The 21,012-nt window shown below is 34.0% G+C and carries 17 protein-coding genes; 8 read left to right on the forward strand and 9 right to left on the reverse strand.

Going from position 1 to position 21,012, the window contains the following annotated elements; translation table 11 throughout:
* Window positions 1–2: 2 nt before the first annotated feature.
* The 7 genes from ACFSSE_RS12780 to ACFSSE_RS12810 all read left to right on the forward strand — a co-directional run bounded on the left by ACFSSE_RS12780 (window position 3) and on the right by ACFSSE_RS12810 (window position 10,354).
* The gene (locus ACFSSE_RS12780; protein WP_379047146.1) at window positions 3–1,217 is read left to right on the forward strand and encodes an Nramp family divalent metal transporter; all 1,215 of its coding nucleotides are present in this window, start codon (window positions 3–5) and stop codon (window positions 1,215–1,217) included.
* Between the two features lie 10 nt (window positions 1,218–1,227).
* Complete coding sequence (locus ACFSSE_RS12785) at window positions 1,228–2,244, forward strand: NAD-dependent epimerase/dehydratase family protein (RefSeq protein ID WP_379047149.1); 1,017 nt, start codon at window positions 1,228–1,230, stop codon at window positions 2,242–2,244.
* Window positions 2,244–3,308: a dihydrodipicolinate synthase family protein gene (locus ACFSSE_RS12790; protein WP_379047152.1), complete on the forward strand. Its 1,065-nt coding sequence runs from the start codon at window positions 2,244–2,246 to the stop codon at window positions 3,306–3,308. Before ACFSSE_RS12785 ends, ACFSSE_RS12790 begins: the two co-directional genes overlap by 1 nt.
* Before the next feature lie 4 nt (window positions 3,309–3,312).
* Window positions 3,313–5,265 carry a hypothetical protein gene (locus tag ACFSSE_RS12795; RefSeq protein ID WP_379047154.1) on the forward strand — a complete coding sequence of 651 codons (1,953 nt, stop codon included), beginning with the start codon at window positions 3,313–3,315 and terminating at the stop codon, window positions 5,263–5,265.
* Between the two features lie 10 nt (window positions 5,266–5,275).
* Window positions 5,276–7,798, forward strand: a complete 2,523-nt coding sequence (locus tag ACFSSE_RS12800; protein ID WP_379047157.1) for a family 20 glycosylhydrolase — start codon at window positions 5,276–5,278, stop codon at window positions 7,796–7,798.
* Between the two features lie 12 nt (window positions 7,799–7,810).
* Window positions 7,811–8,806 carry a Gfo/Idh/MocA family oxidoreductase gene (locus tag ACFSSE_RS12805; protein ID WP_379047160.1) on the forward strand — a complete coding sequence of 332 codons (996 nt, stop codon included), beginning with the start codon at window positions 7,811–7,813 and terminating at the stop codon, window positions 8,804–8,806.
* A gap of 132 nt (window positions 8,807–8,938) precedes the next feature.
* Window positions 8,939–10,354: an L-serine ammonia-lyase gene (locus tag ACFSSE_RS12810; protein ID WP_379047163.1), complete on the forward strand. Its 1,416-nt coding sequence runs from the start codon at window positions 8,939–8,941 to the stop codon at window positions 10,352–10,354.
* Window positions 10,355–10,415: 61 nt separating this feature from the next.
* Here ACFSSE_RS12810 and ACFSSE_RS12815 read toward each other — a convergent pair whose 3' ends face one another.
* From ACFSSE_RS12815 to ACFSSE_RS12855, 9 genes are all read right to left on the reverse strand, one after another.
* Window positions 10,416–12,092, reverse strand: coding sequence for a tetratricopeptide repeat protein (locus ACFSSE_RS12815; RefSeq protein WP_379047166.1), 1,677 nt, complete (start codon window positions 12,090–12,092; stop codon window positions 10,416–10,418).
* 17 nt (window positions 12,093–12,109) lie between these two features.
* Window positions 12,110–13,003: a PstS family phosphate ABC transporter substrate-binding protein gene (locus tag ACFSSE_RS12820; RefSeq protein ID WP_379047169.1), complete on the reverse strand. Its 894-nt coding sequence runs from the start codon at window positions 13,001–13,003 to the stop codon at window positions 12,110–12,112.
* A gap of 235 nt (window positions 13,004–13,238) precedes the next feature.
* Window positions 13,239–14,060, reverse strand: a complete 822-nt coding sequence (locus ACFSSE_RS12825) for an energy transducer TonB (protein ID WP_379047172.1) — start codon at window positions 14,058–14,060, stop codon at window positions 13,239–13,241.
* 48 nt (window positions 14,061–14,108) lie between these two features.
* On the reverse strand, window positions 14,109–14,657 hold the full coding sequence (locus tag ACFSSE_RS12830) for an ExbD/TolR family protein (RefSeq protein WP_379047175.1): 549 nt from the start codon (window positions 14,655–14,657) through the stop codon (window positions 14,109–14,111).
* An 18-nt stretch (window positions 14,658–14,675) separates the two neighbouring features.
* On the reverse strand, window positions 14,676–15,287 hold the full coding sequence (locus ACFSSE_RS12835; protein WP_379047178.1) for an ExbD/TolR family protein: 612 nt from the start codon (window positions 15,285–15,287) through the stop codon (window positions 14,676–14,678).
* 65 nt (window positions 15,288–15,352) lie between these two features.
* Entirely contained in the window at window positions 15,353–16,180 is an 828-nt protein-coding gene (locus ACFSSE_RS12840; RefSeq protein ID WP_379047180.1) for a MotA/TolQ/ExbB proton channel family protein, read from the reverse strand.
* Window positions 16,181–16,462: 282 nt separating this feature from the next.
* On the reverse strand, window positions 16,463–18,046 hold the full coding sequence (pckA, locus tag ACFSSE_RS12845; RefSeq protein WP_379047183.1) for a phosphoenolpyruvate carboxykinase (ATP): 1,584 nt from the start codon (window positions 18,044–18,046) through the stop codon (window positions 16,463–16,465).
* A gap of 143 nt (window positions 18,047–18,189) precedes the next feature.
* Complete coding sequence (locus ACFSSE_RS12850; protein WP_379047186.1) at window positions 18,190–18,543, reverse strand: translation initiation factor; 354 nt, start codon at window positions 18,541–18,543, stop codon at window positions 18,190–18,192.
* A 37-nt stretch (window positions 18,544–18,580) separates the two neighbouring features.
* Complete coding sequence (locus tag ACFSSE_RS12855; RefSeq protein WP_379047189.1) at window positions 18,581–19,453, reverse strand: diacylglycerol/lipid kinase family protein; 873 nt, start codon at window positions 19,451–19,453, stop codon at window positions 18,581–18,583.
* 199 nt (window positions 19,454–19,652) lie between these two features.
* Between ACFSSE_RS12855 and metK the strand changes: the two genes are divergently transcribed.
* A complete protein-coding gene (gene metK, locus ACFSSE_RS12860; protein WP_379047191.1) occupies window positions 19,653–20,906 on the forward strand; it encodes a methionine adenosyltransferase in 1,254 nt (417 codons plus the stop codon).
* Window positions 20,907–21,012 lie beyond the last annotated feature (106 nt).

Consider the following 21,012-nt stretch of genomic DNA (forward strand, 5'->3'; position numbering starts at 1 on the left):
CCATGGAAAAGAAAGCACAAAATAAATTTATAAAAACATTAATAGGTTTAGGCCCAGGCATCATAACTGCCGCTTTAGTTTTTGGCCCTAGTAAAATGACCATTACTTCTCGCTTAGGTGCAGAGTATGGTTATAGCACATTATGGGTGGTAGTAGTGGCTATTTTCTTTATGCTCATTTTCACCAATATGGGCGCAAGAATAGGCTTAAGTAGCCAGTTAAGTTTACTTAACTTAATCAGAAATAAATGGAGTAAATCTGTTGGAATTGTTATTGGAATTGGGGTGTTTTTAGTTGCAACTTCTTTCCAGGCTGGCAACTCTATAGGTGTAGGTATTGCCATTGCAGAAGCATCTGGCACAAAACCTTGGCTTTGGGTGTTAATATTTAACGCTTTGGGCATTAGCTTACTGTTTTTCAGAAGCTTTTACAAAACACTAGAAAAATTGATGATTGCATTGGTTGCGTTAATGCTCATCTCATTTATTACTACATTGTTCTTAGTAAAACCGTCGTTTAGCGGTATATTAAATGGCTTCATACCTAATTTTACTTTAGGTTCTGGCCCGTTATTAATTGCATTTGTTGCGTCTTGCTTTTCTATTGTGGGTGCTTTTTATCAATCCTACTTGGTGCAAGAGAATAGTAAATCAAATCCTACAGAAGCTTCAAAAAACAAAAGTTTTACGGGTATTTTAATTTTAGGATTTATGAGTGCCGTAGTAATTATTTGTGCAGCTGCGGTTTTAAACCCACAAGGAATAAAAGTAAATAGTGCATCGGAAATGTCTAAAGCCTTAGAGCCACTTTTTGGTACTTATGCCGCAGATTTATTTTTAGCAGGCTTATTTGGCGCTTCTTTTTCATCATTAGTAGGTAACGCTACAGTAGGTGGAAGTTTAATGGCTGATGCGCTTGGTTTTGGTTACCGTTTAAGTGATAAAGCAGTGCGCTTATTTATTGCATTAGTAATGGTTTGTGGAGCTGCAATTGCCATAATATTCGGAAAATTACCTTTAGAACTCATCATTTTTGCACAAAGTGTAACCATCTTTTTAGTCCCTTTTATTGGCTTTACCATGTACGTAATTGCCAACGATGCTCAAATTATGGGCAAATATCAAAACAACCGCTTAGCAAAAATAGCAGGAGCTTTAGGCTTGTTATTATTAACTGCTTTAGCGGTTTGGAATTTTTATCAGCTTTTTATCAAATAGAAAATAATAAATGAAAGATTTACATCAATTAGAGCTTGAATTAACAAAACCTTCTGCAGCTTTAATCGCAGATATAAAAAAAATAGAAGGAGATATCATCTTTTTAGGAATAGGCGGAAAAATGGGCCCAAGTATGGGTAAATTAGCTGTTGATGCTATAAAAGCAGCAGGAATTAGTAAAAGAGTAATTGGTGTTTCTCGTTTTTCTGATGAGAAAGCCAAAGCAGAGTTAGAAGCTTATGGTTTAGAAACCATTGCCTGCGATTTATTAGACGATGCACAATTACAAGCTTTGCCTTATGCTAAAAACATCATTTATTTAGCCGGAAATAAATTTGGAACCACCGGAAAAGAAGGTTTTACCTGGGCTATGAATGCATATTTACCAGGTAGAGTAGCAGAAAAATATAAAGATTCAAATATTGTCGCATTTTCATCTGGCAATGTATTGCCATTTGTACAAGTAACTTCTGGCGGCGTATCTGAAGAAACCACACCAGAACCAATTGGCGAATACGCACAATCTTGTTTAGGCAGAGAAAGAGTTTTTGAATACTTTGCTCAAAAAAACCATACACCAACTTTAATTTACCGTTTAAATTACGCTGTTGATTTTCGCTACGGAGTAATGATGGAGATTGCAAAATCTGTTTTGAACGAAAAAGAAATAGATTTACGTACCGAAAATGTAAATGTAATTTGGCAAGGCGATGCTAATGAAATAGCGCTTCGTTCTTTATTGCATTGCGAAGCCCCTGCAAAAATCTTAAACGTAACTGGCCCAGAAATTTTGTCTATTAAATGGATTGCAGAACAATTTGCAATCATTTTTAACAAAACACCAAAATTTATTTACGAAAGTGCAGGTACCGCTTTATTAAACAATGCTTCGGCTTGTCACAAATTATTTGGTTACCCAAAAGTTACAGTCAGAGAAATTATTGATATTACAGCAACTTGGTTATTACAAGGTGGCGAAGAGTTTGGAAAAGCAACACATTTTCAGGAAAGAGGAGGGAAATTTTAATGAAAACTTTAAATCAATCATTACTTACACATTTACAAGAAGGAACGGTTTTTCCTGCACATCCATTAGCATTAAATGCTGATAGAACTATTAACGAGGAAAAACAAAGACAGTTAACCAGATACTACATAGCTAGCGGGGCCGGAGGTGTAGCAGTAGGTGTGCATTCTACGCAGTTTGAAATTAGAGAACCTGCAATTAACTTATTTGAAACAGTTTTAAAATGGGCTGCAGAGGAAGTTGAAAATGCACAACTAAAACGCCCTTTTATAAAAATAGCTGGAATTTGTGGCCCAACTATACAAGCAAAAGAAGAAGCCAAATTAGCCGTTAAATACGGTTACGATATGGGTTTACTAAGCATGGGCGGTTTGCAAAATTATACCGAAGACGAAATATTAGACCGAGTTAAAGAAGTAGCTGCAATAATCCCTGTTTTCGGTTTTTACCTACAGCCATCTGTAGGTGGTAGAATTTTTAGCTATGATTTTTGGCTAAAATTTGCCGAAATAGATAATGTAATGGCTATTAAATGTGCATCATTTAACCGTTACCAAACATTAGATGTAATGCGAGCTGTTTGTAATAGTTCCCGTTGTAACCAAATTGCCATGTACACAGGTAATGATGACAATATTGTTGCCGATTTAATGACCACATACAGTTTCGATGTAAATGGTAAAAAAGTAGAAAAGCAATTTATTGGCGGTCTTTTAGGGCATTGGGCCGTTTGGACTCATCAAGCGGTTTCTCTTTTAGAAGAAATTAAATTGTACAGAAAAAATGCTAGTGCCCAATCTTCAAAAGAATTATTGAGCAAGGGCGTAGAAATTACAGACGTAAACGCGGCTATGTTTGACCCAGCAAACCATTTTCATGGCTGTATTCCGGGTATTCACGAAATTTTAAGGCGACAAGGTTTGCTAAACGGAACTTGGTGTTTAAACCCAGAAGAGAAACTTTCGGAAGGGCAATATGAAGAAATTAGTAGAATATACAACGCTTATCCGCACTTAAACGACGATAATTTTGTACGCACTTTTTTAGCGAACGATAAAATTTAATCAGATGAAATTGAAAAAAACTTTAATGCTTTTAGTGCTCATTACATTTATGTTATCAGCTACTCATGGTCAACAAGAGCAGGGAAAATTTACCAATCATGGGCCACAATTAACCGCTTCTATGATACAAGGAAGTATTTTTGTAACCACAACTGATGGTACAGAAATGATTTATACCGTGGTAAGAGGAGAACCAGCTCATTTATTGGGTTATGATGTAAAAACCAAGGCATTAAAGTTAGATAAACCTTTGGGCGATGCAGATGGCGTTTGGGATATGGCGCAGGCCAGCGATGGCGCTTTGTATATTCCCGGAGCAAGTGGAAGCTTATTTAAACACATCCCGGGTACGCAAGAAATTGAAGATTTAGGGATAGCCTTAACAGGTGAAACCTATTTGTGGAACTTAACGGCTGGTAAAGATGGCGAAGTTTTTGGAGCCACTTATCCGGGTTGCAGGGTTTTTAGATATCACCCAAAAGATGGTTTTTCTGATGTTGGAAAAGGACCTTTAGTTGAAGGAGAAAACTATGTACGTAGTTTAGCTTTTCATCAAAAAACAGGCTTACTTTACGCAGGCGTAGGTTCTCATGCTCATTTAATAGAAATTAACCCAAAAACAGGAACAAAGCAGGCGCTTTTACCTAAAAATTTTCAAGAAAAAGAGTTTGTTTACAGCTTAGAAATTGTGCCAGGTAAAAATGGTAACGACCGCCTTTTTGCGCTTCTTACATCTGGTAGTTTAACTTTAATTTATAACCTTAAAACCAAAAAATTTGAGCAAGAGGTTGAAGGTATGGATATGAAGGCAATTATTGCCAACCCCAAATCAAAACAAGTTTTCTATACCGGGCAATCTAATTTGATGCAATTTAATCCATCTAAATCAATAGCTCTAAAAAAAATAATAGCCGAAAAAACTGGAAGTGCAAATGCCTTTTCATGGGGGAAAGATAAAAATCTTTACTTGCTAAATTCTGCTGGTGAGTTAGTGCAATACAATCCTAAAACAAAAAACACAAGTGTTGCACAATTAGAAATTCCGGGTCAGCCTATACCAATTAATGCAATTATGGCCGCACCAGACGGTAAAATTTGGACGGGTGGATATTTAGCCGGCGGACATGCTACTTTTAACCCACAAACTGGAATTAACGAAAAACATGTTGGTTTAGACCAAACTGAAGGTATGGCTGTGCAAGGCGATAGCATCTACTTCGGAATTTATCCGAAAGGGAGATTTTATGTTTACAACACCCATAAGCCTTGGGATATTAAGCAATATAACCCTAAAAAAATTGCGCAAATTGAAGAACAAAGTAGATCATTTGCAGTTTTAAGTACTTCAAAACAAATGATGGTTTTTGGAATGATACCCGAGTACGGGAAGTTAGGTGGAGCATTAGTAACTTATGACATAGCTAAAAACCAAACACAAACTTATCAACCAATTAAAGACCAAGCTATTGCAAGTTTAGTTCAAAGTAACGAAACTGTTATTGCAGGCACAACCATTTCGGGCGGCTTAGGCATAAAACCATCTCAAAAAGAAGCTGTTTTATTTGGTTGGAATTTAGCCAACGCTAAAAAAACTTTCGAAATTACCCCCGTACCAGGTGCCACAGCTATTACTAGTTTAATTAAAGGACCAGATGGTAATGTTTGGGGTATTGCAGATGGTGTTTTATTTATATTTGACGCTATGCAACAAAAAGTGTTATCAACCAATAAACTTTATGATTATCCACCTTTTAAAAGCCATGTATGGCGAAGTGCTTTTTTAGTTCTTCACCCCAACGGTCAAGTTTACGGCACAGATAATAATCAGCTTTTTAAAATTGACCCAATTACCAAAGCCTGTACTTTAATTGCCGAAGACGCAGCTTTATTGACTATGGATAAAAAAGGAATTTTGTATTTTAAACGTAAAACCAATTTATGGTCTTACCAACCTTAAACGCATCAAAATGAAGTCACTTATCATCTATTTATTGTGTTTACAGTCCTTAACTGGTATTGCACAAACTTTTAATACAGATAAAATTAAAGTTAAATGGAACTTAAAAGAAAATAACTACGGAGGCAGCTCTTCTTTTATGGCAGATTTTGTAATAATCAATGAAGGTAAAAATAGTTTTCCTATTCAGGCTTCAGAATTATACTTTTCTTATCCCCGTAAGGTTACGGAGGTTTTAAGCAAAAATGCAACATTTAATAATTTAGGCGGAGAGTTTTGTAGTATTCAATTTGCAGAAAATTTGGGTTTACTTGCACCAAAAGATTCTATAAAAGTAACTTATTTGGCTCTTGGTAAATCTATGAATTTAACAGATGCACCATCGGGCTTGTATTGGGTTAATAAAAAATCAAACCAAAGTTTCCCTGTTGCTAATTTCATCAAAAACTATCTCCCAAATAAAGAAAAATCTGTTTTAAAGTTATCTCCAGCAAAGGTTTATGCTAAAAACAAAGACATTTCATTAATACCCGCCCAGCAACTACAGCCCATTTTACCTACACCGGTTTTCTATAAACCTGCATCTGGTCAATTTCAATTAACTACTGCAACAGTTTTAAAATTTGATAGCAGTTTTACTAACGAAGCAAATGAATTTAACGCTGAACTACTACAACTATTAGGAAAAAAACTAAGCGTAAATAACAAAGTTGTCCAATCAGTAATTCATCTCAAAAAGGTAACTGGCTTGGCAACAGAAGCTTACCAAATTATTGTTAATAAAGATGAAATTGTAATCTCTGCTAGTTTTCCCGCAGGTATATTTTATGGCTTACAATCATTAAAAATGATGATGCCAGCAAATAGTTGGGCAAAAAAACAAAAGTCTATAGCTATCCCTTGCGCCAACGTAAACGACGAACCAAGATTTGGATATCGCTCTTTTATGTTAGATGTAGCTAGAAATTTCCAAACCAAACAACAAATATTTAAAATTTTAGATCTGCTGGCTTTATATAAAATCAATACTTTTCATTTCCATTTTAGTGACGATGAAGGTTGGCGTTTAGAAATCCCGGGATTGCCAGAATTAACAGAAATAGGAGCCAAAAGAGGACATACTTTAGATGATAGTGATCAAATTCATCCTTCTTACGGCTCAGGTGCCGAAAATAATTTCCCAGGTACAGGTTTTTACAGCAAAGCAGATTTTATTGAAATTTTAAAATATGCGAAAACGCGTCATATTAAGGTTATTCCCGAAGTTGAAACACCCGGTCATGCCAGAGCTGCCATTAAAGCAATGGATGCAAGATATCGTCGCTTTATGAAGTTAAATAAGCCAGAAGAAGCAAAACGTTATTTATTGACAGACACACTTGACCAGTCTATTTATACATCTGTACAAGACTTTAATGATAATGTGATGAATATTGCATTGCCTTCTACCTACACATTTATAGAGAAAGTAGTTGATGAAATTAAACAAATGTATGTAGATGCGGATGCTCCTTTAGAAACCATCCACTTAGGTGGAGATGAAGTTCCACAAGGCGTTTGGCAAAAATCTCCGGCCATTAAGCAATTTATGCTAAATGAAAACATTAAACACTATGATGATTTATGGTATAAATATTTAGCAAAAGCCAATGAAATTTTAAAAGCTAAAAATCTTTATTTATCTGGCTGGGAAGAAGTGGCCATGCGAAAAACTAAATTAGATGGAAAGCCTTTATATATTGCAAATCCAGATTTCAGTATCCAAAACTTTCATGCTTATGTATGGAATAATGTTTGGGGTTGGGGACAAGAAGATTTAGCTTACCGGCTGGCAAACGCAGGCTACAAAGTTATTTTAGCACCTGTAACTAATTTCTATTTTGATTTAGCTTACGAAAAAGATGCTGACGAACCCGGTTTATACTGGGGTTCTTACTTAGATGTAGATAAACCCTTTTATTATAACCCATTTGACCATTATAAAACTGCAAAAGAAGACCCATTAGGAAACCCAATTGATACCTTAATATTTAAAAATAAAGAACGCTTAACAGATTATGGTATTTCAAATATTGTAGGTTTACAAGCTCAAATTTGGTCAGAAAAAATTAGAGGGCCGCAGCAATTAGAGTATATGTTGCTTCCTAAATTATTAGGTTTTGCAGAGAGAACTTGGGCACAAACACCCAATTGGATTACCGAAAACAACCCTGAAAAAGCAGATGAGTCTTATCATAAAGATTGGAATGCATTTGTAAATATTTTAGGTCAAAGAGAATTAAAACGCCTAGATCATTATGCTGGAGGATTTAACTATCGTATTCCAACGGCAGGTGCAACAATAGAAAATGGTAAAGTTTTAGCGAATTTGCAATTGCCCGGTTTCTCCATTAAATACACCATAAACGGGACCGAGCCAAATATGAATAGCAAAACTTACACCTCTCCTATCCCATCAAAAGGAATCATCAAATTAAAAGTTTTTAATACCAACGGCAGAAGTGGTAGAACTGTAGAAGTTGAAAATCCTTAATCTGTACTAAATATGACAGCTCCTTTAAATCGGAAAAAATTTATAAAATACTCCATTTTAACAGGTTTAGGCTTATACTTAAAACCGTTAACGGCTTGGGGTAATTTTTTAGATGGTAAAAAAATTGGAATCATAGGATTAGATACAAGCCATAGTTTAGCTTTCACAAAGCTGCTTTTTGAAGACACCAGAAATGAATTTGAAGGTTATAAAGTAGTTGCTGCTTACCCATTTGGCAGTAAAGACTTAGCGTTAAGTATAGAAAGAATTCCAATACAAACAGAAGAAATTAAGAAATACAATGTACAGATTGTAGATTCTATTGCTGAACTTTTAAAAAAAGTGGATGTTGTTTTATTGGAAACTAACGACGGAAGATTACACCTAAAACAAGCTTTAGAAATAATTAAAGCTAAAAAACCATTTTTTATAGACAAACCAATGGCCGCTTCTTTGGCAGATGCTAAAGCTATTTTTAAAGCTGCAGCAAAACATAAAGTGCCGGTTTTTTCATCATCTTCTTTAAGGTTTATGACTATGGTTACCGATGTAAAATCAGGGAAATACGGCGAAGTTTTAGGTGCAGAAACTTATAGTCCTGCTACTATAGAAAAAACCCATCCAGATTTATTTTGGTATGGAATACATGGGGTAGAAACTTTATTTGCTGTTATGGGACCCAATTGCCAATCTGTAACACGCTTTTTTAACGAAGGTGCAGAAGTAGTAGTTGGTACTTGGGATAAAAACAGAATAGGAACTTTTAGGGGTTTGCGTTCTGGTAAAACAGATTTCGGTGGAACTGCCTATTGCCAAAATGAAATTGTAAAACTAGGCCCTTATTTGGGTTATAAACCTTTACTAAAAGAAATTATTCAGTTTTTCAAAACTGGTGTCTCTCCTGTAAACCAAAACGAAACCTTAGCCATATTAGCGTTTATGGAAGCCGCACAAGAAAGTAAAGAAAATGGCGGAAAAACAACCTATCTACATTTTATTAAAGAATAAATCGGCTTATAATGCTGTTTTATCAAACTATGTAACATCCCTAATATTTTAATTTTAACCTAACAGTATGGTCATTATAGTTTATACATTTGACTGTTAAACCATAGCGTAACCACTGTAATCTTATAAAAAATGCAATATTCTGTTTTTGATATTTTCAAGATTGGTGTAGGCCCTTCAAGCTCGCACACTTTAGGCCCATGGAGAGCTGCACAGAGCTTTATTAATGCGCTTATTGCTGATGATAAACTAAAAGAAGTAAACGATATCAAAGTTTTTTTATATCGTTCATTAGCCAAAACAGGGATTGGGCATGGCACAGATATAGCCGTAATGTTAGGTTTAAGCGGATATGATCCTGTGGTAATGGATGTCAACGAAATCCCTAATATCGTTGCTGATATTAAAGAGAAGCAATTACTAAATCTAAATGAAACACACCAAATAGATTTTAATCCTGCTATTAACATCATTTTTAATAAAACTGAGTTTTTACCCTTTCACCCAAATGGACTTACTTTTTGTGCAGTTTTACAAAGTGGGCAAATTTTTAAAGAAACCTATTACTCTGTGGGTGGTGGATTTATTCAAAAAGAAGATGAAGAATCTTTCCTAAAAACAGAAATCAAATATAAACATACCTACGCCAATGCAAACCAACTTTTAAAGCTTTGTATCACTAATAACAAAAGCATTAGCGATATAGCTTTAGAAAACGAACTTATAAATATCAATGAGCATGATTTAAAAGCCGGAATTTTAAATATATGGGATGTAATGCTAAGTTGCATTTATAGAGGTTGCCACACAGAAGGCATATTACCAGGTGGTTTAAATGTAACAAGAAGAGCTGCTGCAATTAATAATAGTTCATTAGAGCAAAAGCAATATGCTAATCGCCAACTTTGGTTAGCTGCAATACCTAAACACGGTAGCGGCTTTAATTATACACTTAATTGGCTGAGTTGTTTTGCGCTTGCTGTTAACGAAGAAAATGCCTCTTTTGGTAGAGTAGTAACCTCACCAACAAACGGATCTGCTGGAGTTATACCAGCAGTTATGCTTTATTATAAACTTTTTTGTAATGGTGATGAAGATAATTTGATTCGCTTTTTACTAAATGCCACACAAATTGGAAGTTTATTTAAAAATGGGGCAACAATTTCTGCTGCAATGGGTGGCTGCCAGGCAGAGATTGGCGTTAGTTCTGCAATGGCAGCTTCAGCACTAACAGAAGTTTTAGGCGGCACACCAGCGCAATGCCTAATGGCCGCAGAAATTGCAATGGAACACCACTTGGGTTTAACCTGCGACCCTATTAAAGGTTTGGTACAAGTTCCTTGTATAGAAAGAAACACAATGGGTGCAATTAAGGCCATTACCGCTTCGCAATTAGCTTTAAACAGTGATGCAGATAAGGCTAAGGTTTCTTTAGATGATGTAGTTAAAACCATGTGGGAAACCGCTTTAGATATGAATGAGAAATACAAAGAAACCTCAGAAGGTGGCTTGGCAATTCATATTCCAATTAGCTTAACAGATTGCTAAAACAAATAAGCCGTTGAATCTTAGATTCAACGGCTTATAATATAATTTCTATTTCCAATACTTATTTAGAAGCTTTTAAAGCTGCCAATGCATCTTTTATCTGTTGATTATCTGGCGATAATGCTAATGCCTTTTCAAAGTAATCTTTAGATTTAACTTTGTCAGTTTTGATATAGTACGCTCCTAAAGACGAATAAGCTTCAGATAAGTTTCTTTTGTTAGCATCTGTTAAAGTTTCTTTTGCTAATGTTATTTCTACAAACTTATCAAAAGCAGCTTTTACTTTATCATTCTCCGTAACCGGATCTAAATAATACTCTACCCTAGCTAAATATAGATAAGCATCAGCATTTTTCGCTTTTTCTGCTACATAAGTAAAAGCACTATCGGCAGCTAATAACGTATTCTTAATCTCTGTTGGGTCAGCAGAAGGTTTATTCACTAAAGCAGCGTAATGAAAGTAATTAGAGTAACCTAAGTAAAACCAATCAACAAAAGACGCTTTCGGTAATTTTGTTAATTTATCATAGTATTTGGCCGCCAAATCATATTTCTTTGCAGAAAAATAAGTTTTAGCAATATTTACTAATACTTCATTATTGGTTGTATCCAACTCATAACCTTTCACATAATTAATAATAGCTAATGAATCTTGTTTATCTGCTTGGTAAGCTTTACCTAAATATAAATAATCATCTGCTATAATACGACTTTTATCAATTTCACCAACAAATTTAGTTAATGCATCTATACCTACAGCAGTATTGTTGTTTTCAATTGCTGCATAACCTCTAAATCTCCTTGCTAAAATATAATCCTTTTTAAAATCTGAAGAATTAATAAATTCTGTAGCAGTTTTCTCTAAACCTGCATAATCACCAGCATTTAATAAGAAAATTAAATATCTGTATCTAGATTCTGCAGATCTATCTGTTAAATCTAAATATTTAGAATAATTTTCCTTGGCCTTGGTTAAAAACTCTGCTCTTCTTGTTGGTGCAGCAGAAGTCCAACGGTAATAATTTTCTGCCAAAGCTCTGTAAGCAGGGCCATAATTAGCGTCTTTAGCAACAACAGCTTTTAAATTTGTTTCTGCCAATTCAAAGTTAAAGGCTTGAGTCCAAATTTCTCCGATATTAACTTCAACTCCTAATAAATTATCTTTCAAATTCATTGCTCTTTGATACTCGGCAACCGCTTCGCTATTTTTATTTTGTGCTTTGTAAGCATTACCCATTGCTATGTGTAATTCAGCATCTTTCTCACCGTTTTCTTTAGCTTTTTCAAACCATTCAAAAGCTTTAGTTAAATCTCTTGAAGCAGCATAAGTATAGGCTTTACCTATATATATGTATTCTAAGAAATCTTTTTTACGCATATCTTCAGTTGCTTTAGCAAAATTTGCTTGCGCTGCTGGCTCATTTTTTTCAAAAAGGTTTACTGTACCTAAACCAATTTGGTTAAGTGTGTATTTTCCTTTATCGTCTGCTGCAATACCTTTCTGAAAAACAGTTTTTGCAGAATCAGGCATATTTAATTGTAAATATAAATCGCCATAATAAAAATAGTTTTCTGGTGTTGATTGTGCTTGTACCAAATTACTAAATAAAGATTTTGCCTTCTGAAATTGTTCAGCATTTACTGCTCTTCTTGCATCCTCCAGACTCTGAGCCTGAGTAAAGGAAGCAACAAGCATAACACTCATTGTACCTAATGCTATTTTATTTACTATATTCATTTTCGATTGTTTAAACGTTAATTTCTAAATTTTATTTGTCGGCTAGGTAAAGAATCTGGAGCTAAACCAGATTTTAAAATAATTCTTTGACCTATCTCACTTGCAAGAAAAGCTGCAAAACCTGTGCCTAAACCTGCTTTACCTTGACAATTAATTAAATACAAATCTCTAATTAATGGGTAATTATTAACTTTTAGATTACTTTGAGTAGGTTTTTCATAAGTTCCTTTTACCGTTTTAACAGCTACAAAGTTTAAATTTGCTACTTCTTTTGCGATATCAGGTGTAGGCCTTTTCATCCAAGCAACACTAACAATACCTATTGCTTTAGGGTTTTCATTTACATACTTAATTACTTCCTTATTGGTTTTTAAAGCATAAACATTTTTTGGAAAATCTTTAACACCAGTAATTTCCATTAAGTAAGCTACTGTGCTAGATTTTGGATTATCAAAAACAAAAGTTAGGTTTCTTTTTGAAGTGCCATTAAATACAGCCTTAATTTCATCAATGGTAATTAAAGAATCAGCATTGTTTTTGCCTGTAATTAGAGCAATTCCATCTATAGCAAACTTTGTGTTTCTTATCACTATATTCTTTTTCTCAAAATGAGCTGCTTCGGATTTTGATAATAAACGTGACATAATGGCTACATTATTACTGTCAGTCATTAATTGACTTATTATATCTTTTTCGGGTAAATAAGTGATCTTAATTTCTGCTCTTTTGTAGCTATTAGCAAAAATTTCATATTCGTCATCTACAATTGGATAAAGAGACTCATCAGCAACTAATTTACCTTGCCCATAAGTTACATGCTCCTCTTTATTGCTTTGTTGCCCGCAGGAATGTAAAATGCTTTGTACAAAAAATAAAACCAGAACTATAAAAGTCCCATTTCTTTGGATCATCCGGGTTTTTGATTAATAAGTCTTATAAATCTAAAGAAAGAGTAAACTATCAATAGCAAACCAAATGCTATTTTCCATATTTTTTCTACTCCGTACATTAAAGGGAAATTTTCCCAAAAAATGATACTAACCCCAATAAAGAAATATAGGGCAAACATCACAAGGCCTAAAATGAACAGAAATCGCTTTGTGGGCGATTTCTGTCTATCTGAAAATTTTTGGTAAGCCATTAAATTTACTGTTGCAATTGGAAGAAAATTGGAATGGTGTAAGATACACGCACATTTCTTCCGTTTTGAACACCTGGATTCCATTTTGGAGAGTTTTTAAGAACCCTTACAGCTTCTTCATCACAACCTCCGCCAATTCCTCTTACTACTTTAATATCTGTTAAAGAGCCATCTTTTTCTACCACAAACTGGCAAAATACTCTCCCTTGTATACCTGCATCACGAGCAACCGGTGGATATCTTAAGTTTTTGCTTAAAAATTTACCAAATTGTTCTATACCACCAGGGAACGTAGGTAACACTTCCACATTTGTAAAAATTTGGTTAGAGTCCTCAGTTTTTTCCTGATTTATTGGCCCTTCTCCAACTGGTGTGTTAATTACAATTTCAGCATTAGGATCACCTTTAATGGTTTTTTGACCAGGGTCAGCTTTCTCTAATTCCTTTACAGTTGGTGGTTCTTCTTCCACAACCTCTTCATCAGGTTTTACAACCGGAGGAGGGAATCTAACCTGATCCACTTTTGGTGGAGGTGGTTCAACCGGTGGAGGTGGAGGTGGTGCTTTCTCATCAACAGGAGGAGGCGAAGCCAAAACTACTTCCGTAAGTATGTCCTTTTTTGCAGTATCTTCAGGTACAAAACCCGAAAGATATTTTATAATGATTGGTGAGGCAATTGCTAAGGAAAAAATCAAACCCCCAATGATAACAGCTCTGTTGGTATGTTTAACATTGTCTTTACGAAGCTGGTAAGCACCGTATTCTTTGTTTCTACCCGCAAAAACTATATCAATCCAATCTTTTTTTAAGATGTCCAGTTTAGACATGATTTTTTAGTTTAAGGTATAAAATTAAACGTGTTAATTATCAAATTATTAATCGTTAAATACTCCTTGGTCTTTCATTAAACCAATTTCAGCATTTTCAATTTTGTTGTTAATACCATAAGACGGTACCGCAGCAATTTTTATTTCATCAAGTATGTCAACAAAATTTTTATAATTTGATTTGTCTGAAGGTTTAATAATTACCATTAGTCCTTTTTCTGGATTTCCGGTTGCCGCAACTACTTTCTTATTTGCATCAATAAGAGATTCGCGGATACCTTTTTTTCCATAATTATCAACTGTTGGTGCATTATCTCCTAATACGCCCATGTACCAAACTATTTTATTATCTGATCCTAATAAAACAGTCATCGTTCTCGATGCCTTCACATCTAAAACTTCGTCTGGGTTTTTCTCATCCTTATCAGGCATAAACATGTCCATTGCCTGTGGTTTGGCTAATGTTGTGGTTAGCATAAAGAATGTAATTAATAAGAAAGCTAAATCTACCATGGCGGTCAAATCTACCTTGGTTGATTGTTTTTTACTTCTTACTTTCTTGCCTTTGTCCCCGCCGGAGGTATCTAATTCTGCCATTTTGGTATATTTTAAATATTAATCTACTCCCTCTAAAGAAGTGATTAAACTAAATTTATTAATCTTTTGATCTTGAAGAATGTCAACAATTTTTCTAATAGTTGGATATTCCTCTTTTGAATCTCCTTTTATTGAGAATCTTAAATCAACATTGTGTAATTCTTTAGTAGCATACCTTGCTGACAAAATCCACTGCTTAAGCTCATTATTAGCTCCAGAATCAGAAGGAATACCTGGTTGTTTCAATTCCAATCTTTCTGAATTATCTAATGCAATAAACTCCTTAATGCTGGCTATTGGAACACCAAAACTTTCTATTAAAGCGAAACGTTTTTTCTCTTCATCTGTAAAAGTGATTTGGTATTGCTCGCCCATACGCTCCAAAGTATTAATTCTCACATCTTGACCAACTACTCCAAAAAACACTTTACCCTGCCCTATAGTAAGGGTAGAAATATCAGTATCTGGCAACTTAAACGTAGTTGTAGAAGATGGTGTTTCTACAGGCAGAGGTTCTGGTTGACGAGCAGTTGCCGTTAAGATAAAGAAAGTAAGTAGCAAGAAAGCTACATCACACATCGCCGTCATATCCGTTGATGTACTTTGTCTTTTAATTTTTACTTTTGGCATCTTGTTTTTTTATTTAATTTATCAATTGATTAAAGAGCTAAAAGCCCTACAAAAAAATTAAACTACTATTTGTGTGTAGCAGCGTAAGTTTGTACAATTGAGAAACCAGCTTCATCAATTGAGTAGGTTAAGCTATCAATTTTAGAAGTAAAGAAGTTATAAGAAATAACAGCCACTAATGAAGTTGCAATACCAGTTGCTGTGTTAATTAATGCTTCAGAAATACCGTTTGCTAATTGAGCTTGATCTGGCGCACCAGCTGTTGCTAAACCACCAAATGCTTTAATCATACCTGTTACAGTTCCTAATAAACCACCTAATGTACCTACAGATACTAATGTAGCTATAATAGTTAAGTTTTGTTCTAACATCGGCATTTCTAATGCTGTAGCTTCTTCAATGTCTTTTTGTATAGCTAAACATTTTTGTTCAGTATCCATTACTACGTCACTTTCAACAGCTTTATATTTTTTCAAACCAGATTTAATTACCGCTGCAACAGAACCTTTTTGTTTGTCACACTCGCCAATTGCTGCATCTACATTGTTAGAAGCTAAAAAACCTTGTACTTTTCTAACAAAAGCATCAACATTTCCTACTCCTGCTGCTTTGCTAATTACAAAGAAACGTTCAATAGAAAAAACAAATGTCATTAATAACATAGACATTAAGAATGGTACAATATATCCGCCTTTGTAAATCATTCCAAAATAATTTCCAGAAATTGGGTGGTTTGCGTTATCTCCGCCTTCAAAGTTTGATCCGTCTCCCATTACAAAAATAAATAGAATCCAACCAATTGCAATACAAATTAAGATAGCTAATCCTGCGAAAATTCCTGAACCTTTAGAGTTCTCTTTTTGAGCAGTGGTAGGTTTTGGTGCGTTTGCCATTTTTTTTTAGTTTTTAGTTTTTAAATTTAAATTAATGTGTGTATTTATTTTTTGTTTTTAATAATGCGAATAACAAATTTATGATTTAAACTTTAAAATCAAAATTTTATAAAATTCAACTGAAATCAATTGTTTATGGCTTAATTGTTAAGTAAATGTTAACTATAAACGTTAAAATAAAAAAAGATTGTCTTACGGGACAATCTTTTACAATGAAAACTATTTTTGACTTAAAAAACAAATTAAAACCACATTATTTTAAATAATAAAATTTGTTTTGCGTTAAACAAAAGCAACTTCCTCTTCCGGATTTTCAACAAATTTGTTGTAATTTATCATTAAATCTCGCCTAAGTTGCTTTGCTTTCTTATCATAATCTGCTGGATTTAACCATGTTGATTTTGGAGTAAGTATTTCAGAAGGCACACCGTTACATGATGTAGGCATATTTAATTCAAAAATTTCATCTTTAACATATTTTGCTTTATTTAAATTACCATTTAATACTTCGTTAATAATAGCTCTAGAATAAGATAAGTTTATTCGCTCACCTACTCCGTAAGGCCCTCCTGTCCAACCGGTATTAATTAACCAAACATTAACATCCGCTTCATCTAATTTATTGCCCAATAATTTTGCATAACTTTTTGGTTTTAAGGGTAAAAAGGCCTGACCAAAGCAAGCAGAAAAAGTTGCTTTTGGTTCATTTATCCCAGTTTCTGTACCTGCTACTTTAGCTGTATAACCCGATATAAAATGAAACATTGCTTGTTTCTTTGTCAGTTTTGAGACTGGCGGCAACACTCCAAAAGCATCGGCCGTTAAGAAAAAAATATTTTTTGGCGCATTAGCTTTTGATACTTTTAATGCGTTTTTTATGTAATTAATTGGATAAGCAACCCTTGTATTTTCAGTTTTACTAATGTTTGTAAAATTTACATTACGTGTGCCTTCTTCAAAACAAATGTTCTCTAATAGCGCACCAAATTTTATAGCTCCGTAAATATCTGGTTCTTTTTCTTGGCTAAGGTTAACACATTTTGCATAGCAACCTCCTTCAAAATTAAAAACGTTGTTATTACTCCAACCATGTTCATCATCTCCAATAAGTGCCCTATCAGGATCAGCAGAAAGCGTTGTTTTACCAGTGCCTGATAAGCCAAAAAATATTGCGGTATCTCCACCACTACCAACATTTGCAGAACAGTGCATAGATAATACGCCCAATTGTGGCAACAAAAAGTTTAAAACAGAGAAAATTCCTTTTTTAATTTCTCCCGTATAACCAGTACCTCCTATTAAAATCATCTTTTTTTTAAAATTGATGATGGAAAAATTAGCTTGTCTGGTGCCATCTTGTTCTGGTGAAGCTTTAAATCCAGGCGCAGCAATGATAGTCCACCTTTCTAACTCTCTAAATAAAGTGTTTTTGTGAGGGCGTAAAAATAAATGGTGGGCAAAAAGATTTTGAAAAGCATACTCAGTGATTACATTCAAACCAATCTGATAATTTTCATCGGCACCAGCCATAGCTTCTCTGGCAAACAATTCATTTTTAGTGTTCAAGTATTGAATAACTTTAGCAAATAATGCGTCAAAATTATCTGGAGAAAATTTGATATTGATATCGCCCCACCAAACTTTGTCTTTGGTGACATCGTCTTCAACAATAAACCTATCTTTGGGAGATCTTCCGGTAAATTCGCCAGTATCTATAGCTAAAGCACCAGATTCTGATAGTAAGCCTTCTTTCCTAATTAGTGCTTTTTCCACTAATTGAGGCACACTTAACTGATAATGTACAGCTACATTATCAGAAAAATTTAGCTTACAAAAATTACGTAATTGTATTTTTGCAGTTTTCATAATTATAATTGGTTAATGCAAAAATATAAATATTAACGCACTAAAACCAAATTTAACTACTTAAAAATCAGCAAATTGTATCATGTACACTAAGGTGTAAGTTCTTAATAATCAAGCACAAATATGTAAATACTTAGTGTATTTTAACCGCCAATTTTCTTCACTTTATAGCCATCAGCTAAAAGTAAATCAATTATCTTTTGTCTAAAATCTCCTTGTATTAAAATTTCGCCATCTTTAACAGCACCACCAACACCGCATTTAGTTTTCAGAACCTTTCCTAAAGCCTTCAAATCATCCTCTACACCTATAAATCCGGTAATTAAAGTTACTGCTTTGCCTCCACGCTGTTTTTTATCAAGCTGCACCCTTAAATTTTGATGCTGAGGTTTTAATGTTTCATCTTCTGATTCCTCATAGCTATCTAATTTTTGATCTGGGTTGGTGGAGAACATCAAACCATCAAAACCTGAAAATTTTTTCGACTTCTTATCCATATTTTTAAGAATAATTAATTTATTGTTGAAATAAAAATTAAACAATAAGCACTAAAGCTAAATGTTTAACAGAAAAACTAAGCTGCTTCCCCATGTTTACTGGTTCGCCGTCCACATGTACAGGACCTTCACTTTCTCTATTAATTATAAATTTTTTCGCTTTTATAATCTCCACATATTTAGACCCTGCCGATGTTTGTGTAAACATCCTTATTACTAAAGAAGGAAAAATAAACAATGGAAAGGGTTTTATAATACAGATATCAATTAACCCATCTTGTACAGATGCGGTTGGAGAAATGTGTGCATTATTTCCATATTGGGAAGAATTTGCCAAGCTTAACATAAATGCTTTACGTTTAATCTGGCCGCCATTTACATTTATGCTATAATTTTGAGCTTTATAACTTTTGATTTCCTTTAAAGTAGATTTTACATAACCTATAAAACCTCTTTTTTCACTATCAGCAAAGTGAGCACTAATGTGAGCATCAAAGCCCATACCGGCCATATTCACAAATTTTCTGTTGTTTAATAATCCAACATCAATTTTTAAGGTTTTTAATTGATTTATTCTTGTAATAGCTTTTGCGTTATCTAAAGAAATACCTAAAGTTCTAGCCAGTCCGTTGCCAGACCCACAAGGAATAATAGCCATTGTTTTACCCGATGATTCTAAAACACTTGCCACTTCATTAATAGTACCATCACCACCAACAGCTACAATTATATCAAAATCATTATCAATTGCTTCTTGTGCTAACAAAGTAGCATGGTTACTATATGCTGTGTAAATAATTTGTGCATCAAACAGTTGGAAATCTAAATATTTATCAATTAAAACAGGGATAAATGTTTTGTTTAAGCCACCAGATATTGGATTTATTATAAAAATTATCTTCTTCTTCAAAAACCTGACAATTAAATTTTGTACAAAGTAATTCTTATTTTTTCAATAAATAAAAATTGTTATATCTTTGCAGCATAATTAGTGGAATGATTTGATATGATTGCAACCACGTAAAAAAAACGCTAAAGCATTATTCGTTAAGTATTTACCGCAATCCGTCCCCCTTTCCGTAACTTTAAAAATTTAATAAATTAATAATATGCCTTATTTATTTACATCAGAGTCTGTTTCTGAAGGACATCCAGATAAAGTTGCTGACCAAATTTCAGATGCTTTAATTGATAATTTTTTAGCTTTTGATAAGGATTCAAAGGTTGCTTGTGAAACTTTGGTGACTACCGGACAGGTTATTTTAGCTGGAGAAGTAAAATCTAAAACTTATTTAGATGTTCAAAAAATTGCAAGAGAGGTCATCAGAAAAATTGGTTATACCAAATCTGAATACATGTTTGAAGCAAATTCTTGTGGTGTTTTATCTGCAATACATGAGCAGTCTCAAGATATTAACCAAGGAGTTGACCGTAGTAATCCGGAAGAACAAGGTGCTGGTGACCAAGGGATGATGTTTGGTTATGCAACTAACGAAACTGATAATTATATGCCTTTAGCTTTAGATTTAGCGCATAAATTATTAATTGAATTGGCTGTTTTGCGCAGAGAGAATGGGGTAATTAATTATTTAAGACCAGATGCAAAATCTCAGGTTACTATTGAGTATGATGATAATCATCAACCTGTAAGAATTGATAGTATTGTAATTTCTACACAACATGATGATTTTGATGAAGAAGCAAAAATGTTGGCTAAAATTAAAAGTGATATTATAGCTGTTTTGATTCCGAGAGTTAAAGCCGCTTTAAAACCAGAATTACAAAGCTTATTTAACGATCAAATTAAATACCACATTAACCCAACTGGTAAATTTGTAATTGGTGGCCCACATGGTGATACTGGTTTAACAGGTAGAAAAATTATTGTGGATACTTACGGTGGTAAAGGTGCACACGGTGGTGGTGCTTTTTCTGGTAAAGATCCTTCTAAAGTTGACCGTTCTGCTGCTTATGCAACCAGACACATTGCTAAAAATTTAGTTGCAGCTGGTGTAGCTGATGAGGTTTTGGTACAAGTTTCTTACGCTATTGGTGTTGCTGAGCCTTGTGGTATTTTTGTTAACACTAATGGTACTGCAAAAGTTGATTTAAACGATGGTGCAATTGCTAAAAAAGTGGAAGAAATTTTTGACATGCGCCCTTACTTTATTGAGCAACGTTTAAAATTAAGAAACCCTATTTATTCTGAAACTGCTGCTTACGGACACATGGGACGTAAAAATGAAGTTGTTACAAAAACTTTTTTTGGTACTAGCGGCGAAGAAAAAACGGTAGAAGTGGAATTGTTTACTTGGGAAAAGTTAGACTTTGTAGATAAAGTTAAAGCCGCTTTCGGGTTGTAATATAGTTTTATTATAAAAGCCTTGGGTTAAGTTAAAGCTTAACCCAAGGCTTTTTTTTGTGGTTTTTTCTATTAACCACAAAGGTCACAAAGTTTTTTTCACAGAG

This window comes from Pedobacter alpinus (assembly GCF_042684645.1).
Taxonomy (GTDB): Bacteria; Bacteroidota; Bacteroidia; order Sphingobacteriales; family Sphingobacteriaceae; genus Pseudopedobacter; species Pseudopedobacter alpinus.

Coding starts and splice junctions, on each gene's coding strand:
- ACFSSE_RS12825 (WP_379047172.1), bottom strand. CDS start 14,060: ATGTCTAAACTGGACATCTTAAAAAAAGATTGGATTGATATAGTTTTT.
- ACFSSE_RS12815 (WP_379047166.1), bottom strand. CDS start 12,092: ATGAATATAGTAAATAAAATAGCATTAGGTACAATGAGTGTTATGCTT.
- ACFSSE_RS12780 (WP_379047146.1), top strand. CDS start 3: ATGGAAAAGAAAGCACAAAATAAATTTATAAAAACATTAATAGGTTTA.
- ACFSSE_RS12800 (WP_379047157.1), top strand. CDS start 5,276: ATGAAGTCACTTATCATCTATTTATTGTGTTTACAGTCCTTAACTGGT.
- ACFSSE_RS12790 (WP_379047152.1), top strand. CDS start 2,244: ATGAAAACTTTAAATCAATCATTACTTACACATTTACAAGAAGGAACG.
- ACFSSE_RS12810 (WP_379047163.1), top strand. CDS start 8,939: ATGCAATATTCTGTTTTTGATATTTTCAAGATTGGTGTAGGCCCTTCA.
- metK (WP_379047191.1), top strand. CDS start 19,653: ATGCCTTATTTATTTACATCAGAGTCTGTTTCTGAAGGACATCCAGAT.
- ACFSSE_RS12850 (WP_379047186.1), bottom strand. CDS start 18,543: ATGGATAAGAAGTCGAAAAAATTTTCAGGTTTTGATGGTTTGATGTTC.
- ACFSSE_RS12785 (WP_379047149.1), top strand. CDS start 1,228: ATGAAAGATTTACATCAATTAGAGCTTGAATTAACAAAACCTTCTGCA.
- pckA (WP_379047183.1), bottom strand. CDS start 18,046: ATGAAAACTGCAAAAATACAATTACGTAATTTTTGTAAGCTAAATTTT.
- ACFSSE_RS12820 (WP_379047169.1), bottom strand. CDS start 13,003: ATGATCCAAAGAAATGGGACTTTTATAGTTCTGGTTTTATTTTTTGTA.
- ACFSSE_RS12795 (WP_379047154.1), top strand. CDS start 3,313: ATGAAATTGAAAAAAACTTTAATGCTTTTAGTGCTCATTACATTTATG.
- ACFSSE_RS12835 (WP_379047178.1), bottom strand. CDS start 15,287: ATGCCAAAAGTAAAAATTAAAAGACAAAGTACATCAACGGATATGACG.
- ACFSSE_RS12805 (WP_379047160.1), top strand. CDS start 7,811: ATGACAGCTCCTTTAAATCGGAAAAAATTTATAAAATACTCCATTTTA.
- ACFSSE_RS12830 (WP_379047175.1), bottom strand. CDS start 14,657: ATGGCAGAATTAGATACCTCCGGCGGGGACAAAGGCAAGAAAGTAAGA.
- ACFSSE_RS12840 (WP_379047180.1), bottom strand. CDS start 16,180: ATGGCAAACGCACCAAAACCTACCACTGCTCAAAAAGAGAACTCTAAA.